We start from the raw sequence: 15,650 nt of genomic DNA, 5'->3' as shown, positions 1-15,650 counted from the left end.
GACGAGCGCGAAGGCACTCAACAAGTGAGATACGACTGCGTTTAAATGCGCACGAGAGGCGCATCGTTCGCGCCGGGGCAGCGGCCGCGCAGGGGAGCGCGCGGTCCGCGGCCCGACCGTTTCGCCCGACCCACCCGACCCGACCTCCACGGCCCGCGACCCGGGCCGCGGCACCCGCTGCCGTCCGGCGGCGTTCACCAAGGAATCCGACATGGAGTTTTCCGCGCAAGGACTGTCCCGCCCCTGGATCGGCGGCGGCGCGATCGCGACGCTCGCCCTGGGCATCGCCGCCGCGCTGTCGCACGGCGCCGCCGATGCCGCCGCCCCCGCGCTGCCGCCCGAACTGGCGCGCGGCCTCGCCGCCCACCCGCGCGAGGCGCGCACGCAGTTGCCCGACGGCACCTGGCTGGTGCTCGAACGCGACGGCGGCGCGCTCAGGCAGGTCGAGGACCGGATCGACGGCCGCACGCTGCGGCGCTGGCCGCTGGCGTCGGCGCGCCGTTACGCCAGCCTGAGCCTGCTGCCCAGCGGCCGCGCGCTGCTGTGGGGCGGCGTGGACGCGAACAACCGCCTGCAAGCCGGCGGCCTGTGGTTCGACCCGGCCGCGCGCACGCTGACCACCGCCTACGAGGTACCGCTGTCGCCGCGCGCCGGCCACGCCGCCAGCGTGCTCAGCGACGGCCGCCTGCTGTTGACCGGCGGCTGGACCGCATCGGCCGAGGCCGGGGCGCGTTCGGAACTGTGGGACGAACGCGGCGGCGCCGCCGCGCCGGACGCGCAGGCGCCGGCGCGGCTGGGGCATCGCAGCCGGGTCGAGGCCGACGGGCGCGTGCGCTTGTCCGAGGGCGTCGACGCGCATGGCCGCGCGCAATCGCGCGACCAGCTTTACGACCCCGCGCAGCGCGCGTTCGCCGCCACCGATGCCTCGCAAGACGCCAGCGCGTCCGCGGCCGCGCCGCGACTCAGCGGCTCGACCCCGCGCGACCGCGCCCGCGACGTCGCCGCCGACGCGCGCCTGTCGCTGCGCTTCAGCGAACCGCTGCGCGCGAACGAACTCAACGCCGCCAACGTCACCCTGCTCGGCCCCAACGGGTTCGCCGCGGTGCGGGTCACGCCGGCCGAAGCCGGACGGCTGCTGTTCGTCACGCCGCACCGGCGCTTGCAGCCGAATGCCGAGTACTCGCTGCTGGTCGACGGCGCGCACGCGCGCAACGGCCAGCCGCTGGCGCCGACGCTGATCGACTTCGCGACCGGCGCCGACGCCGGCGAGCGCGCGCCGGCGCGCGCGGCGAACGAGGCGCCGGCGAAAACGGCGACGGCTAAGGCGGCATCCGCGGGCATCGTCGCCGCTCCTGCGCAAGTCGCCGCGCCGCGCAGCGCCGCCACCGCCGCGAAAGCGCAGCCCACCGCGACCGCCGTCGCGCCGACGCCGTTGTCGGTGACGCTCGCGCCCGAAACCGCGCAAACCATCGCCACCACCCTCGCCGATCAAACGGTGAAGTTGAACTTCGGTTCCTCCAGCGCCACGCCGGTCGATTACGGCCTCGGCCTCAGCGATCTGGTCGTCAGCGGTTCCAGCGAGCCGGCCACCGTCACCTACACGCTGCCCGGCCGCCCGCCGGTCAGCCTCGCCTGCGCCGCCGCCAACAACGGCTGCGGCATCGACTTGCCGGGACTGCCGCGCGGCGGCTACAGCGTCGCCGTGCAGCCGCCGGCCGGCGCGACCTTGAGCTTCAAGGCCGGCCTTTACCGCGACGCGCTCTACAACGTCCAACTGCCCAGCGCCACCAGCGTCTCGGGCCTGCGCCGCGGCCAGAACGCGCGCATCGCCTTCGACGGCACCGCGGGCTACGTGCTCGGCCTGCGCGTGATCTCGCAAACCACCGTACCGGCCGGGCGCGCGGTCAACTACAGCCTGCTCGCGCCCAACGGCAGCGTGCTGCTGCAAAAGACCGTGAGCCTGCGCGACGGGCTGGCGAAGCAGACCTTGCCCACGACCGGCCGCTACACCGTGCTGATCGATCCGCGTTACGGCGAACAGGTCAGCGCGCAGGTGTCGCTGGGTCCCAGCAACATGGTCGAACTCGACGGCGACGCGCTGGTGCGCGCCAACGCCGCCGCGCCCTCGCCGATCACCTTCGAAAGCGAAGGCGGCAACCACGTCGGCCTCGGCCTCACCGGCCTGAGCGTGGCCAACGGCAGCACGCTGAGCTTGAGCGTGTTCGGCGTCAGCACCCAGTGCGACGTCGCTTACGGCCGCTGCGACCTGAGCCTGCCCGCGCACCCGGCCGGCGTGTACGTCGCCGAAGTGCGGCCTTCCGGCAGCGCCAACGCCGCGGTGAGCTACCGCGCGACGCTGAGCCGGCCCAAGACCGTGCCGCTGAGCGCGAGCCAAGCCACCGACGTCGTCGTCGACCGCCCGGGCCAGATCGCGCGCCTGGAGTTCGACCTCGCCGCCGGACAGAACGCGCAAGTCAACATCGCCGCGCCCGTCACCGTGCCCGCGCAGGCGGGGCTGAACTATTTGCTGCTCTCGCCCACCGGCGCGGCGCTGCAGAGCAGCCTCGGCTCCGGCGCGCGCAGCTTCAGCGTCGAAAACGCCGCGGCCGGCCGCTACACGCTGGTGATGGACGCGCCGCGCGGCGAAACCTGGAGCGCGCAGGCGAGCCTGGAAGATCCGTATGCGGCCACGCCGATCGATTCGGGCTCGGTCGAACTGCGCACGCAAGGCGCCAACGGCGCCACGACCCTGAACTTCGCCAATCCCTCCACGGCCGACATCGGCCTCGGCCTCAGCGGCATCGCGTTGCTCGGCGCCGACGGACCGATCCGCTTCGCGGTCGCCGACGCGCAAGGCCGAACGGTCGCCGCGCAGGATTGCACGCCGACGCCTTACCTGACCGATTGCGAGATGGACCTGCCCGCGCTCGCCGCCGGCCGCTACACGCTGCGCGCCACGCCGCCGGCCAGCGCGACCGCGATGCGCGTGCTCGCGACCCTCAGCCGCGACGCGACCGCCACGCTTGCGCCGACCCAGCCACTGAACCTGCAGATCGCGCGCTGGGGCCAAAACGCGCGCGTCGCCGTCGCCGGACGCGCCGGCGCCACGCTCAACCTGAGCGTGAGCTCGCAAGTCACCGAACCGGCCGGCGCGCTGGTCGCCTACACCGTGCGCGCGCCGGACGGCCGCGTGCTGGCGCAGAACTCGGTCGGCGCCAACGGCAGCGGCGGCGTCAGCGTGCGCGACTTGCCCAGCGACGGCGATTACCAAGTGTTCGTCGATCCCGGACAAGCCGCGAGGCTGTCGGCGCAGTTGGCGATCGTCGACGATTTCAGCGCCGACCTCGTCGCCAACGCCGATCCGTTGAGCCTGCGCTCGCAGCTGACCGGGCAAACGCTGCGCCTGAATTTCCAAGCCGCGCAAGGCGCGCGGCTGGGCTTGGGCGTGGACGCGCTGGACGGCGTGTCGATCCCGTTGTGGGTGCGCGTGCGCAACGCCGCCGGCGCGGCGATCGCATCGACCACCTGCGACGCGCTGACCGGCAGCTGCGCGCTCGACCTCGACGGATTGGACGCGGGTTCCTACGTCGCCGAACTCGAACCGGCGCCCGGCCAGGCGCCGTACGGCGCGCGCGTCAGCCTGAGTTCGGATCAGGAACACACGCTGACCCTGGCCCAACCGCTGGCGCTGAACATCGAACGCTGGGGCCAGAACGCGCGCCTGTGGTTCCAGGGCGAAGCCGGCCAGTACCTGACCTTCGCCGTCAGCGGCCACAGCCACGGCGGACAGCCGCCCGGCCCGCTGCCCGCGCACCGCTTCGCCTACACGGTCTACGGCCCGGACGGCGCACAGGTGATGCGCGGCGAAAGCGAAGGCGATGCGTTCCTGCGCTTCGGCCCGCTCGCCGCCAGCGGCGCGCATTACGTGCGGGTCGATCCTTTGCAAGGTGATCCGATGAGCGCGCAAGTCCGGCTCGACCTCAACCCGGACTTCGGCCTGCTCGAAACCGACGGCGCGCCGCTGCGCATGGCCGCCGATCACGCGGGCCAAGCGCTGCGTTTCGGCTTCGACGTCGCCGCCGACAGCGCGCTGTCGCTGGACGTGGCCGCGGTCGCGCCGGTCGCCTCGAGCGGCTTCGAATTTCGCGTGGTGCGCGGCAACGACCCGGCGCTCGAAATACCCTGCGGCGAAAACGCGCTGGGCTGCACCCTGCCGTTGAACGCGTTGCCGCCCGGACGCTACCAAGCGAGCTTGATCGACACGACCCAGACCTCGCCGCAACCCTTCGCCATCGACGCCACGCTGAGCACGGTGCGCGTCGGCGACTTGACGCCGAGCGAGCCGTACCCGCTGCAACTGCGCAGCGGCCAACCGGCGCGGCTGCGCCTGCCCGGCAACGCGGGGCAGCGCTGGATCCTGTCGGCCAGCGATCAAGTCACCACGCCGGCCGCGGCGGTGGTGTCCTACCGCGTGCGCGGCCCCAACGGCGCCGTGCTCGACGCCGCGCAAACCAGCGATGCGAGTTTCGCCAAGACGCTGCCGCCGTTGCCGGCGGATGGCGATTACACGGTGGAAGTCACAGCCGCGCCGGGCGTCGCCGTGCAGACTTTGCTGCGTTTGGATCCGGCGCCTTGATCGATCCGCGCCCGCGCCTACCCGGCGCGGGCGCGGTGGCGTGGCACCGAAATCCGGGGCTCGCGCATCTGCTTTTGTTTCGCGCGCCGCAACACTGGCGGCCTCACGGCGGCAGTGGCGCAATCGTCCTGGAATCGGGCTGATGGACGACCGAACTCCTTCCTGCTCCGCGGGCTGTACTCGCAGCTGATCCTTTCGGGCGTGGTGATGCGTGCCTTGAACGCGATGGCTTGGCGGGAGGCTTTGGCGTGCGAGACGGGACGCGGCGGATTCTTGCACCCGGACGGGATGGAGGCGCGGGTGGGTTTCGCCGCGGCGGCAGGTTCGCGCTCGCGGCTTGCGCCGCTCCTAGGGGCTGCGGATCGATCTGAGCCGCCTGTAGGAGCGGCGCACGCCGCGACCACGTCACAACACCTACTGCGTCGCGTCACCAGACGAAGACGCCGCACCGCCGCTCAAGTCGTGCTCGGGCTCGCGACAAATCGCGCGCAGATGCTGCTGCGGCAGCGCCAGTAAGCCTTAGAGCCGGTGGACGCGGCGATGCTGTAGCCGCGCGCGTCGATATCGTTGCCGATCACGCGCCAGTCCAGCATCGGCCGCCCTATCGTGCTGTCGATGGCCCAGCCGAAACGCGGCGTGCCTAGCGCTTTCATTCCGTCCAGGGGCAGCCAACTGTCGGACGGCGCAACCACATACGCCGCGCTGTCGCCTGCCGCGAATACGTCTATGCGCATTTCGTCATTGCCTGTGTCGCGGGCGGCGCATGGCCCCCATCGAAGCAAAAAAAGTGAAACCGCAATGGCGAATCGGTGAAGGCCGATCCGCCGCCTAGTTCGAGTTCTCCTTCTATGCGCCGCGATGGCAAGCGGTCGGGGCGGCGCAGTTTGCGCTGCGGCGGTCGCAGGACCCGCAACCGGCGGCGGCTCGAGACATCGCCGCCGATACCGTCGAGCCACAAAAAAGCCCCGCCGAAGCGGGGCTCAATGAAAACTTACGCGAGGGCGTTCCGCCGCCGGGGCGCATCTGACGCCCCGGCGGCCGATGCCTCAGCCGGCGTTACAAGACCAGGCCACCCGCCGAGCGCTGGGTATGCTCGAACTCCGCGAAGCCAGACGCGACACCCAACAACCCGGCGGTCGAATCGGCTTGTGCGTCGCGCGTCGCCGGCGCGACCGCCAACGGCTGCCCCATCGCCACGATCAGCGACTGCAACTCGCGTCGCACCACCGTTTCGCTGGGCTGATGCGCGCTCCATTCGCGCCACGACATCGGCTTGTCCGCCTCCGGCGCGTACGCGGCGGAAGCGGCCTGCGCGGGCGGCGCGGCATTTGCCGGGGTCCCGCCGACCGCGGCGGCGACATCGTCCTGGTTCCAGACGGTGCCGTCGGCGAAGCGGATGCGTTCGATGGCGTTGGGCAAGCTGCCTTGGCTGTGCGAGACGAAGTAGGACGCGACGGTGACCGCGTCCGTGCCGTCGCCCAAGGCCACCCGCAGATCGTCGCCGATCCGGGACAACTGCAATTCCGTCGCCGAGATGCCGGCCCCGAACACGATCTCGTCGATATCGCCCGCAGCGCCGGCATCGACATAGTCCGAGATCCGGTCGTGGCCGAAGCCGCGATCGAACAGGTAGGAATCGCTGCCGGCGCCGCCGAACAGCGCGTCGTTGCCGGAACCGCCCACCAGCGCGTCGTTGCCGGCATCGCCCGACAGCAGGTCGTCGCCATCGCCGCCCTCCAGGCGGTCGTTGCCGTCCAGACCCGACAGCACGTCGTTGCCGCCGAGCCCGGACAGGACATCGTCGACGGCGAATCCGGCGATGGTGTCGTTGCCGCTGCCGCCGGTGGACAGACGCTGGCGGACCTGCTCATAGCCCCACTGGCTGCCGTCGTCGAAACGGAACACGTCGATCGCGAAGGTGTCGTGCGCGCCGCTGGCATCGAAATACTCCTCGATGATCAGCTGATCGGAGCTGTTACGGCGACTGAGGATCAAGTCGCGGCCGTCGCGGCGCAGCGCGATGTCGTCTTGGGCGATGCCGACGCCGAAGCTGACCGTGTCGGTGGTGGCTTCGCCGCGGCGTTCTTCGCTTTGGCGCCAACGGCCTTCCGACAGGATGCGATCGCGGCCGAAACCGACGCCGAAGTAGAAGGTATCGCTGCCGCTACCGCCCAGCAGAGTGTCGTCGCCTTCATCGCCCGCCAGGTAGTCGTTGCCCTCTCCGCCCTCGAGCTCATCGTTGCCCTCATCGCCCCACAGCTTATCGTTGCCCTCGCCGCCGGAGAGTCCGTCGTCGCCGAAGCCGCCGAACAAGGTGTCGTGGCCGCGGCCGCCGCCCAACTCATCGTCGCCTCCCTTGCCGTCGAGGAAATCGTTGCCCGAGCCTCCGTACAAGTAGTCCGTCGCGATGCTTCCGTACAGGCTGTCCCAGCCCGAGCCGCCGTAGAGCTGGCTGCCGTACAACCCCGCTTGCAGGTAATCGTCGCCAGCGCCGCCGAACAGACCGTCGTCGTAGGTGCCGCTGAAGAGCCTGTCGTTGCCCGCGCCGCCGGAAACGCCCTTAAAGCGCGCATCGGTCGTCATCTCGTCGTCTTCCGACGAGCCCAGATCGGTATAGAAGCGATGATCGTTGTAACGGATGTCGAAGCCGTTGGCGTCTTCCTCGGGGTCCGGATCGGGCGCTTCGGTGGACGAAGCCAGCCGGTTAGCGATCTGCGCGGTCGTCCACACTGTTCCGTCGGCGAAGCGGATCGCGTCCAGCGCCATCGCGGTTTCGCCGTCGGCCAAGAAATGATCCTTGATCGTGACGCTGTCCTCGCCGCCGGAAATGGCCACGATCAGATCGTAGCCGCTGCGCGAGACGACGATGTCCGCGGGAGCGATGCCGTCCTTGAGCTGGAGCGTATCGACGTCGTCCAACGCGCGGTAGTAGCCCCACTCGTAGACGACGGTGTCGCGGCCGTCGCCCCGGCCGAAGCGGTAGGTATCGTTGCCGTAGCCGCCGTAGAGTTCATCGTTGCCGCTGCCGCCGTCGAGGACGTCGTTGCCGCTTTCTCCGCTCAGCGCGTCGTTGCCGTCGCCGCCGGTCAACGTGTCGTCGCCGTCGCCGCCGAGCAGGCGATCCGCGCCCGCGTCTCCGTACAGGCGATCGTTGCCGTTGCGGCCTTCGATGACGTCGTCGCCACCGCCGCCATCGATGCGGTCGCCCGACTCGAAGCCGACGATCCTATCGTCGCCCGCGCTGCCGGCCAGCAACCGCGCCCGCACGTCGGCCGCGGTCCAGCGGGTGCCGTCGGCGAATGCGAACTCATAGGTCGACCCCGACGCGGCATCGTCGACGAAGGCGAAATCGCCAACGTACAACACGTCCTCAGTGCCGACGATGCTGACCTTCAACCCCCAGCCGTCGGTTTCGAATGCCAGGTCCTGGGCCGAAATGCCCGAACCGAGTTCGATCACACTGAGCTCGCCCGGACCGCTGTCGCCGATGTTGTCTTCGCCGGAGCCGCGCCCGAACCGGTAGACGTCGCGTCCCGCGCCGCCGTAGGCGAAGTCGCGGCCCGCGCCGCCCTCCAGCACATCGTCGCCGGCGCCGCCGTACAGGCGGTCGTCGCCCGCCTGACCGAGCAGCGTGTCGTCGGTGTCGAAACCGAGCACGTCGTCGTTGCCCGAGCCGGTGGCCAAGAACGCCGAGCGGATCTGTTCCCGGTTCCAGACCGTGCCGTCGGCGAAGCGGATCTGCGCGAGACGCTGCCCATCGAGCTGCAGCACATCGTCCGTGCCCAGAATGCGCAGTGCGTGACCGTCGCTGTAGTACTTGGAGACCAGTGCGATCTGATCGGGAGCGATGTCGGGTCCGAGCTGCAGGATCGAATCGTCGTCTTGGTCTCGGATCTGGTCCATGCCGTAGCCGCGGCCGAACACATAGGTGTCGGTACCGTCGCCGCCGAGCAGGGTGTCGTCGCCCGCGCCGCCGTCGAGCCTGTCGTTGCCGCCCGCGCCATAGAGATAGTCTCTCCCCAGTCCGCTGGACAAGACGTCGTCGCCGGCTCCCCCGATCAGCGTATCGTTGTCTTCGGTCGCCGACGTGCGCATCAGCTCGGCGATCTTTTCGGCGCCGTAGACGCTGCCATCGGCGAAACGCAGCTGTACCGGCATCGACCCGTTCAGGGTCAGGCTGTCGGAGCCGCCGCGCAGCCGCACCGATACGCCGGGCTGGTCGTAACTCAAGCCCTGCAGGATCAGGTTCGACAGGGTCACGCCTTCGGCGAACTCGATCACCGCGCCGTCGCCGGCGTCGGTCGCATAGTCGTTGCCGTAGCCGATGCCGAAACGGTAGGTATTGCGGCCCTCGCCGCCATCCAGACTGTCGTCGCCGGCACCGCCGTCGAGGACGTCGTCGCCGCGGCCGCCGAACAACTCGTCGTCGCCGGCTTCGCCGAACAAGCGATCGTCGCCGACCTGCCCGCGCAGCGTATCGCGACCGCCGCCGCCATGGATCACGTCGGCGCCCGCATAGCCGGACAGCGATTCGCCGTTGTCGCTCCCCTGCAGGACCAAGCCGGGACCTGCGGCCCGCTCGGCGATGTCCGCGCCGGTCCACGCCGTTCCGTCGGCGAAGCGGATCTCGGCGATAGCCTGCTCCGGACGCGAAAAGTAGTCGCGTACGGTCAGCACCGAACTGTCGTAAACGTTGCGCACGAGCAGATCGCCGCCGACGCGTTCCAGTTCGACTTCGTCGGAGTAGGCGTCGAGTTCGACGACGTCGTAACCGCTCTCCTGGCCCGCCTCGACCGAGTTGTCGATCACGTCGTTGCCGCGGTCGTAGCGGTAGGTGTCGTTGCCGGTGCCGCCGCGCATGACGTCGTTGCCGTAGACATCGGCGCCGCTGCGGAATTGGCCGCCTTCCAGGATGTCGTCGCCGGCGCCGCCGTCGATCACATCGTCGCCTTCGGTGCCGTACAGCACGTCGTTGCCGCCACGGCCGGACAGCACGCCCGGATCCGCGTCGCCGTCGTCGCCGTACAGGATGTCGTCGCCTTCGGTCGCCAACTTGCCGTTGGCGCTGAGGAACGAGGCGACCCGCTCGCGGTCCCAGACCGTACCGTCGGCGAAACGGAAGAACTCCACAGTCAGATCCTGGTAACCGTTCGCAAGCGCGCCGTCCGCATCCTGCATGGAACGCGCCGCCGCCAATGCCGGCGGACCGCCGCCATCGTCGCCGCCGCCGTTGCCGTCGTCGCTCCAACCGAAGTAGTGCGGAATGCGCAGGACATCGTCCGTACCGACGATGGACAGCACCAAGTCGTTGTTCTCGCGGCGCAAAGCGATGTCGGATTCGGCCACGCCCGCGCCGAACTCGACCACGTCGATGCCCTCCGACAGCTCATTCAGCACTGCGATGTAATGCTCTTGGCCCCACTCGCCGTGCGAAGCGGGCAGCACGCGGACCAAGGAATCCTGGCCGGAACCTCGGCCGAAACGGTACACGTCGTGACCACGGCCACCGATCAGCACATCGTCGCCGGCGCCACCGTCGAGCACATCGTTGCCGGCCGCTCCGTCGAGAGTATCGTTGCCGTTGCCACCGGCAACCACATCGTCGCTAGAGAAAGCGACGAGGGTATCGTCGCCGTCGCTGGAGCGCAGGACCGCGGCCTTGACCGCATCCATGTCCCAGGACGTTCCATCGGCGAAGCGGATCTCGTCGACCGCGTAGGCCGAACGCCCGTCGTCGGCGAAGTAGTTCTTGATGGTCACGGTGCCGCTGCCGTCGGCGAGGGACAGCACCAGATTGTCGCCGTTGCCCTCTTCCACCACGCGGCGCAGCAGCACTTCGGAGGGCGCGATGCCTTGACCGAACTGCACTACGTCGTAACCGCCGCCGTTGTCTCCGTTGACGTCGACATTCGAGATGCTGTCGTTGCCGAAGCCGCGTTCGAAACGATAAGTGTCGCTCCCCCGGTTTCCGATCATCGCGTCGTCGCCGGCGCCGCCGATGAGGATGTCGTTGCCGCCCTCTCCCCGCAGAAGATCGTTGCCGGCACCGCCGAGCAAGGTATCGTCGCCCTCGCCGCCGTTGACGTCGTCGTTGTCGTCGCCGCCGTCTAGGGTGTCGTCGCCGTACCAGCCATACATCGTGTCGTTGCCGGCACCGCCGTTCATACGGTCGTTGCGGTACGTGCCTCGATAGTCGTCGCCGCCGAGCGAACCGTTGTAGCCGTACACCAGCTCGGTACCGTCGAACGACAACTGCACCCCGTCGCTGAACTCGACGACATGGCGACTTCCGGCGGCCATGAAGCCGGACAACAGCAGCCGATCGGTTCCGCCGAAACTATCGAACAGCAGCACCAAGTCCTGCGGCCCGCCGACGCCGAAGCGCAGATTCGAACCCTTATAGGGGAACTCGAACCGGATGGTGTCCGCGCCCGAGTCCGAATCCTCGAGGCCCAAAACCGCGTCGGTACCGAAGCCGGCGTGGAACACATAGGCATCGTTGCCAGCGCCGCCGTCCAGGGTATCGTCGCCCTGTCCACCGGTGAGCGTGTCGTTGCCGCTGCCGCCGCTGAGGAAATCGTTGCCGCCCGATCCGTACAGCGTGTCGTTGCCGCCCTGGCCGTAAATATTGTCGGCGCCTTCGGTTCCGTAGATGACGTCGTCGGTATCCTGTCCGATCACCGGCGCGGCGACATTGAGCTGATCGCGCAGTTGCTGGTAGCTCAGCGACGTGCCGTCGAGGAAGTTCAGACTGATGTCGGCGTCCGGACCGAAGAAACCGACGATGGCGACGGTATCGCCGGTCGTCGTGACGGTGATGACCAAGTCGGCGCCGACGTTCTGGTAGTACAGATCCGACGCCGAAATGCCGCTGCCGAACTCGATCCGGTCGCTGCCCGGCTGATTGCCGCCGATCACGATGCGGTCGTGACCGAAGCCGGACTCGAGCGAATAGCGGTCGTTACCGCGGCCGCCGTTGAGTTGATCGTCGCCCGCGCCGCCGATCAGCAGGTCGTCGCCGTCCCCGCCTTCGAGCGTGTCGTTGCCGACATCGCCGGAGAGCACGTCGTTGCCGGCGCCGCCATCGACATAGTCCGCGCCATCGCCGCCGGACAGGCGGTCGTTGCCGCTGAAGGCACGCTCGAAATCGTCGCCGAACAGCACATCGTCGCCGGCGCCGCCGTTCAAGGTATCGTCGCCGCCCAGGCCGTACAGTCGGTCGTGACCCGCGCCGCCGTCGAGATAATCCTTGCCGTGTTGCGCGGCCGCCAAACCGGTATCGTCGCCGACGAGCAGATCGTCGCCGTCGCCGCCGAGCAGTTGGTCGTCGCCCGCATCGCCCCAGGCCGAATCGTTGCCGCTGCCGCCGTCGATGGTGTCGCGGCCTTCCCCGCCCTCGATCGTGTCGTTGCCGCCGCCGCCGGCGAGCACGTCGTCGCCCGCCTCGCCGAACAGCTTGTCGTCGCCCTCGCCGCCGAGCACGGTGTCCGCACCCGCGCCCGCGAACAACTCGTCCTTACCGATTCCCCCGTCCATGAGGTCGTTACCGGCTTCGCCGAACAAGCGATCGGCACCGTCGCCGCCGTAGAGCGCATCCGCTCCGTCGCCGCCTTGCAGTTCGTCGTCCCCGGCTCCGCCGAAGAGGATGTCGTCGCCGGCCTGGCCCGCCAGCAGATCGTTGCCGGTACCGCCGTCGAGCGAGTCGTTGCCCTCGCCGCCCTGCAGCTTATCGTTGCCGGCGCCGCCGAGCAGGGTGTCGTTGCCTTGGTCGCCGGCCAGAAGATCGTCGTCCTCGCCGCCATCGAGCGAATCGTTGCCGCCGCCGCCCATGAGTTGGTCGCGGCCGGCTCCGCCGCTGAGGCGGTCGTCGCCGTGGAAGGTCAAGGCCAGGTCTTCGGTCGCGGCATCGCCGACCAGAATGTCGTCGCCGTCGCCGCCGACGATAGTGTCGGACCCGCCCCAACCCCAGATCCGATCGTTGCCGGCGCCGCCGTCGATGTCGTCGTCGCCGTGCTGCGCACCGGCGGTCACGCGATCGTCGCCCTCGATGTAGTCGTTGCCGTTGCCGCCGCGCAAGGTATCGCCGCCGGCATTGCCGAAGATCTTATCGTCGCCGTCGCCGCCGTCGATGACATCGTCGCCCGGCGCTTCGCGAACCGCGTCGGTGGCGTTGGGATCATTGTCGTAGCGATCGCCGTACAGTTCGTCGTCGCCCTCCCCGCCCGAGATGATGTCGCTGCCGCCCTGCCCGTACACCTTGTCGTTGCCCGCGCCGCCGAACAACAGATCGTTTCCGGTCACTTCGATCTCGGGCGCATAGCTGTCGAGGCTGCCGCGGATGCGGTCGCCGAAGATGACATCGTCGCCCTCGTCGCCGCTGATGTGGTCGCCGTCGCTGCCGCCGGCCAGCACATCGTTGCCGGTGCCGCCCTTGACCACGTCGGCGCCGCCGCCGGCCTCGACGATGTCCGAACCGGCGCCAGCGTCGATGTAATCGCCTTCGTCGCGACGCTGATCCGGGTTGTAGTAATAGTTCTGGGCAAAGCCCTCGAGCAAGGCGCTGCGATAAAGCGAGGTAGCATCGTTCTTGTCGGCGCCGTTGCTGCGCAACATCCAGGCCGCCCCTCGAGCGACGAAGCTGTCCGGGTACTGCGCAGCCATTTCGGCGAGATAGTCGGCCGTGGGCACGTCCTCATAGCCCCATTCGCGCTGGACCCGAACCGTCGGCGCCCAGTTGACGCTCATGTCGGATTCGCTGATGAAGTCGTTGCCGTCGCCGCCGTGGATGATGTCGGCGCCGGCGCCGCCGGTGATGTAGTCCGCGCCGTCGCCGCCGTCGAGCTCATCGTTGAGATAGCCGCCGGAGATGCTGTCGTTACCGCCGCCGCCGCCGATCCGATGGCGCCGGTCGAAGTGGTTGACCCACTGCGATTCGTCGATCGCGTGGGTGTCCAGCGCGTCCGCGCCGCTGCCGCCGGTCTTCTCGATCCAGCCGTCGCCGGGGTTGGTCGGATTGGCGGCGAAACTCAAGCCCAGCGCGCCGTCGACCCAGTCGTTGATGACGATGTTCGCGCCGGTGGCCACCACCGAGATCACCAGGAACGTGCGCCCGTCGTTCTCGACCTTGGTCACTCGGAACTTACCGTCGGCGCGCTTCCAGGATGCGTCGGAGACGCGCTCGAAGCCATCGCTCGACAGCGCCTCGCCGTCCACGATGACGCGGCCGGCACCGTCGGAGTCGACGATCGTGTCGGTCGCGCTCGAATCCGCGGACGAGAAGTAATAGCTGTCGTTGCCCGCGCCGCCTTCGAGATAGTCCGCGCCTTCGCCGCCGCGCAGGCTGTCGGAACCGCCCTGTCCGTACAGACGATCCGCGCCGCCGCCGCCGACGATCTCGTCGTCGCCGTCGCCGGCATAGATGATATCGGCGCGCCCGCCACCTTCGATCCGGTCGGCGTAGGCGGTGGCGCGAATGGTCTCCACGCCTTTCACCAGCAGACCATTAGCGCTGGAAGAAGCGCTTTTGAGCACGGCGGCGCCATCGCCGTCGCGGCCGATATCGACGGCCTCGGACATTCCTCGCAGATCCAGCACGTCGCCGGTGCGGCTGGAGTTGCCGCCCATGTCAATCCATTCCAGGCCTTGCAGCTTGCTCGCGTCTAGGCTGTCGATCTTCAGCGTGTCGCTGCCGCCGCCGAGCGTCAAGCGCTCGACGCCGAACACCTGCGCGTTAGGCACCGCCATGGACTGCAGATTGCCGTCCGGGTCGCTTTCGAAACCGCTCTGCTCGATTTTGAACTTGTACTTGTAGGCCGCGTCGCCAGCCAGACCGGCATCCAGGACCACGCGCTGATCCGCGAACAGCGAGCGATAATCGACTGTGTCGATGCCGTCGCCGCCGTCGATCAGGTCGCGCCCATGCGAGGCGAGAATGGTGTCATCGCCTAGCCCTGCGTTAATAATGTCGTCGCTGAAGGTTCCGGCGAGCGTCTTGTCGTCCTGGTAGCTTCCCGCGATAAAGTTTTGCCCGGTAAAGGTGGCTTCGAAGAAATTATAGTGATCGAACAGCAATTGCTCGCCGATCTTGTAATCGTTTTCGCCGAGACCGTAGTACTTGTTGAAAAACTCGGTTGTTTCCTTAATAAGGTCTTTCTGATCTCCACCCGGAAGCTTTGCGAACAGACTCATTATGGCATCCCGCAGATTCCCCCGCGCCGAACTCTGCGCCGCCGCGCGCGATGCCGACATAGCGGCGATGAGGTCGTAAGTCCCCTCAAGCTGCTTTACGACCGTTTTCTTATAAATCGGATTCCCGTTCTCGTCCACGCCGGACTGGATATCCGCCTCGACTCGTTCGCGAGACAGCAAAAGATCACGATAGAAATTATCGCCACCGAGGAACGGGAACAGCAATGTGCCGGCCCAAGGGGCGTAATCGCCACCGACTATGGGGCCGAGCTTCTCGAACACTGAGGACGCGGCCGCACCGGCATCAATGGCCCCCAGACCTTTGAGATCAGGCAGTCGTCCATTGTAATTAATCAGGTCGGAGACAAGATTAAGCGCGATCATGTTCGACGCTTTTTGGTTTAACTCCTCCGCCTTAGCGCTCTGATCCGCCTCGGTGTCGCCTTCCTTGCCGCTCGGCGGCCCAATCCGCATTTTGTATTGAATCTTGGTGTAATCGCGAATGAAGTCCGCGTAGAAGCCTTCTGCGCGATTGATATCCACAGCGCCTGCGATCCATTGCCACACGGACTCGTCGACACCGTCCTTCCGGACCAACTCTGTTTTGGTTATGAGCGATCCGGCCGGACCATACGTCGTCGTAGTCACGGTATCGCTTATGAATCCGAGTATCATCTGATACATCGGAGTCCCCAGACCCAACTCATCCACTTTATCTTCAAATCTTTTCTGCTGGACCTGATACAGCTGGCCAAGCTGATTCAGCTGATCCGCACTGAGCGAAAATCCGCCATAGCCACGATCATAGGTAACGTTAAGAGTCACT

At 68.0% G+C, this 15,650-nt stretch carries 3 protein-coding genes; 1 reads left to right on the top strand and 2 read right to left on the bottom strand.

What is annotated here, in order from left to right:
• Positions 1-211 precede the first annotated feature (211 nt).
• The gene (locus J5226_RS13745; protein ID WP_215835047.1) at positions 212-4,636 is read left to right on the top strand and encodes an Ig-like domain-containing protein; all 4,425 of its coding nucleotides are present in this window, start codon (positions 212-214) and stop codon (positions 4,634-4,636) included.
• 455 nt (positions 4,637-5,091) lie between these two features.
• Here J5226_RS13745 and J5226_RS13740 read toward each other — a convergent pair whose 3' ends face one another.
• Together J5226_RS13740 and J5226_RS25430 are read right to left on the bottom strand one after the other, a co-directional pair.
• A complete protein-coding gene (locus J5226_RS13740; protein ID WP_215835046.1) occupies positions 5,092-5,370 on the bottom strand; it encodes a hypothetical protein in 279 nt (92 codons plus the stop codon).
• 322 nt (positions 5,371-5,692) lie between these two features.
• Positions 5,693-15,649, bottom strand: coding sequence for a calcium-binding protein (locus tag J5226_RS25430; RefSeq protein WP_255322789.1), 9,957 nt, complete (start codon positions 15,647-15,649; stop codon positions 5,693-5,695).
• Position 15,650: the final 1 nt, after the last annotated feature.

The sequence above is a fragment of the Lysobacter sp. K5869 genome (genome assembly GCF_018847975.1).
Classification (GTDB): Bacteria; Pseudomonadota; Gammaproteobacteria; order Xanthomonadales; family Xanthomonadaceae; genus Lysobacter.
The sequence above is the reverse complement of the archived record's forward strand: the minus strand, read 5'-3'. Positions and strand labels throughout refer to the sequence as shown.

Coding starts and splice junctions, on each gene's coding strand:
- J5226_RS13740 (WP_215835046.1), bottom strand. CDS start 5,370: ATGCGCATAGACGTATTCGCGGCAGGCGACAGCGCGGCGTATGTGGTT.
- J5226_RS13745 (WP_215835047.1), top strand. CDS start 212: ATGGAGTTTTCCGCGCAAGGACTGTCCCGCCCCTGGATCGGCGGCGGC.